Annotated in this window: 4 protein-coding genes and 1 pseudogene; all 5 read right to left on the bottom strand. The window is 48.4% G+C overall.

Annotation, left to right across the window (positions count from 1 at the left end; all coding sequences use genetic code 11):
- Positions 1-328, bottom strand: a pseudogene (locus tag BOW51_RS09275) (DDE-type integrase/transposase/recombinase); the annotation flags it as partial.
- A gap of 155 nt (positions 329-483) precedes the next feature.
- Entirely contained in the window at positions 484-630 is a 147-nt protein-coding gene (locus BOW51_RS11255) for a hypothetical protein (protein WP_167367306.1), read from the bottom strand.
- 275 nt (positions 631-905) lie between these two features.
- Positions 906-1,067, bottom strand: a complete 162-nt coding sequence (locus tag BOW51_RS11250; RefSeq protein ID WP_167367305.1) for a hypothetical protein — start codon at positions 1,065-1,067, stop codon at positions 906-908.
- A 74-nt stretch (positions 1,068-1,141) separates the two neighbouring features.
- Positions 1,142-1,759, bottom strand: coding sequence for a hypothetical protein (locus BOW51_RS09270; RefSeq protein WP_078477477.1), 618 nt, complete (start codon positions 1,757-1,759; stop codon positions 1,142-1,144).
- Complete coding sequence (locus BOW51_RS09265; protein WP_135568208.1) at positions 1,759-2,643, bottom strand: hypothetical protein; 885 nt, start codon at positions 2,641-2,643, stop codon at positions 1,759-1,761. Before BOW51_RS09265 ends, BOW51_RS09270 begins: the two co-directional genes overlap by 1 nt.
- Between the last annotated feature and the right edge of the window lie 173 nt (positions 2,644-2,816).

The following is a 2,816-nucleotide window of genomic DNA, read 5'->3' as shown; positions in this document are numbered from 1 at the left end:
ACCGACGGAAGGCCTTGCTGGCATACTGCGAGCCACGATCCGAATGATGCATCAGTCCGGTCTTGGGCTGACGGCGCCAGATTGCCATTTGTAAAGCATCGCAAACCAGTTGTGTCTTCATCCTGGAACTCATGCTCCACCCCACCACTTTCCGGGTACATAGGTCGATCACCACGGCCAGATAGAGCCAACCCTCCTGGGTCCATACATAGGTGATGTCAGCGGCATACACCTGGCCCAATCGATCAACGTCGAAGTTACGTTTGACCAGATTCTTGAAGACCGGTTGCTTGTGGTCGCTGTTCGTCGTCACCTTGTACTTCTTGCGCTCAAGCTCACTGCGTCTAGCTTGAATTCTTTTGAATACTTCTTTCGGGTCGTCATTGATTATCTTCCTCAGTTAAGTCAATCTTACTTAACTGGGTTGTACCAGACCATTAGACCACCTCACTTTCTGAGTCAGCCAGAATCGCGTCGCTTAAACTACGCTTTGCGACCACGACGAGCTTGTGATGCCTTGATCGCTCGGCCTTGCTTAGCGGCCTTGGCCTTGGCCTTTGCCCCCTTTCCACGATATGTCTTGCCCTTGGTACCATAGCGGTAGCCGCCATTCACTTTCTTCACTGGCATTTGATCACCTCGATTTTTTTGATTTATTTACTTGGTAAGCCATTGCAAAAGCAATGGTTCCTGTATAATATTTTGTGTTTTCTTTTTCAAAACAGCTTGGACATTATGGAAACGGTATTTTTGATACTTCAAATCATAGCCACCACTGTATTACTATTCTTCTATCTTGTGTATCTTGAATACACATACATGATTGCTGTTCTTATACTCTTTGCTTTGCAAGCTATAAACCTTGGGTGGCTTGGATTTTGATCGCTAGTCCTGTCTGCCACCCATCAACAGTCCCTGTCTGCCTGCATAGGTGTATGGGGGTGTTTCATCAGAACATTCAGCAATCCGCTTTTCTTCAGTTCGTTTGGCCTGATAGCGAGTTTCGCTTTCAATATCGGGTTACATACCAATCCCATGCCGACACTCGCAGCAGCACCATCGGTCAAATGAACCTCTCCAGTCGGGCAAGTCATTCCACCAGCTCAAGCGAGAGGTCTGCCACCGAGAATGTAGGGAATAATCATCGCCACGTTGCCGCTACACAGCCATCAAAATTACTGCCTGAACTATTTGCATTCACGGTAATTGACGCACCTGACGTATTGCCACTCGCACCAGAATAGGTAAAATCACCGTCATAGTCGCTATCCACATCTTCAGTGACACCCGTCCAGGTGAATGTTTTCCCTGATCTGCCATCAACGGCAAATGCGATACAAACACCTCCCGATTGGGAAGTCAGGACAATATTGGTTGCGTTTGTCGCTGTTTCACCAGAGTCCACCTTGGTGGATGAGTTGTAGTCTGAGATGACCCATGCCACAGCCTTACATTGCTGTGAAGAACCGCTCTCGGTAATGGTGACGTTGACTGTGGACGTCTCTGCCGCTATCACCTTCTGATACATGTACGGATTACCACCACCCTCGTCCTCAACAAGATCACCTGCGCCACCGTCTATCGTGACTCCAGACAAGGAAAGACCCTCACCGATAAAAGCGAGGACAAATACTCTCTCTTTACCCGTTGAGCCGGAAACGTCATAAGAGAAGTTGTAAGGACCATCACTCGTACTCTGATCCTCGCCAACGTAAGAGACAGATGCCAGGACTACCGGACTCATAATTGGCATTAACATTACTGTAACGCCACGATATTGAGATATGAAAAAGTGCCGTTCTTGGTGATGTAGCACATGAAATCATCACCGTCTGTTGTCGTGAATGCCCCGTCTACCTTGGTGAAACCTGATGTTGTAATTGTTCCCGCTGATGCATTGTTGGTGTACTGAAGGACGAGGGTCGTGCTGTTAGTCGGAGGTGCCAGGGTATGCGCTCCACCGTTTACTGCTTTCTGGAGGTTTCCATTTGCCTCATCAGGGGTAAGAGTACCTGCACCCGATTGTGTGCCGTTATCGTAAACAGCACCTGCAAAACCTGCGGTTAGAACGTCGGGGACATCTGCTTCCAGGGTGGCTGCGTCATAAGACTGGACAGTGACCCCTATATCCGTATCGACTACGACATTTGAACCACCGTTTTGCAGTGTGCCAGTGAAGTTTGCTGTTGTGTCCCCATACTTGGCATAAGCACTCAAAAGAGGTGTTGCTGCTGCTTCCATGTACCCGATACAACGCCAGTTACCCGACCCCAAAGAGGTCATTATCGCCACATCACCCGCAGCAGTCGTGATATTCGCCGCTCCAGGGAGAATCAGGGACGTTCCATTGTGGGTAAAGGTCAATGCGTCAGCGAAGATCAAAGTACGCTGTATGCCCGCTGTGAGCGTTCCCAAGCCGGTAATCGTGGTCGTTCCTGTGACGGTAATCACACCCTCGGCAACCGAAGAGAGGTCGGTGGTAGTTGCAGAAGCGATCGTTCCCGTACTAAACTGTTTTCTCAGGGCTGCCTGGATATTCTGGAATTGGAGATCTAAATTCGTTCCAATATTGTCTGTACCAGCAGGCCCGTTACTGGAAGGCGTGGTTGACATTGAATTAATACTTGATGCTGCGTGTGCCATTAGTCGTCTCCCGACGAGTGCTATTTATGAAGATAATAGGAATATTGACAGTATTAACAACTGCCGGATTCATGTTGAGCCTGTAGATAATTCTGTGTAACTGCCCTGTTCAAATATGGTCAATGAGTCGATCTTCAAACTCGATCATAAAACGATTTAACGCTGCTTTCCAG

Source organism: Solemya elarraichensis gill symbiont (genome assembly GCF_002021095.1).
Taxonomy (GTDB): domain Bacteria; phylum Pseudomonadota; class Gammaproteobacteria; order Chromatiales; family Chromatiaceae.
Note: the sequence above shows the minus strand (reverse complement) of the source record. Positions and strands in the feature narration are given on the sequence as shown.

Excerpts from the sequence above, each read along its gene's own strand:
- BOW51_RS11255 (WP_167367306.1), bottom strand. The coding sequence starts at position 630 with ATGCCAGTGAAGAAAGTGAATGGCGGCTACCGCTATGGTACCAAGGGC.
- BOW51_RS09270 (WP_078477477.1), bottom strand. The coding sequence starts at position 1,759 with ATGTTAATGCCAATTATGAGTCCGGTAGTCCTGGCATCTGTCTCTTAC.
- BOW51_RS09265 (WP_135568208.1), bottom strand. The coding sequence starts at position 2,643 with ATGGCACACGCAGCATCAAGTATTAATTCAATGTCAACCACGCCTTCC.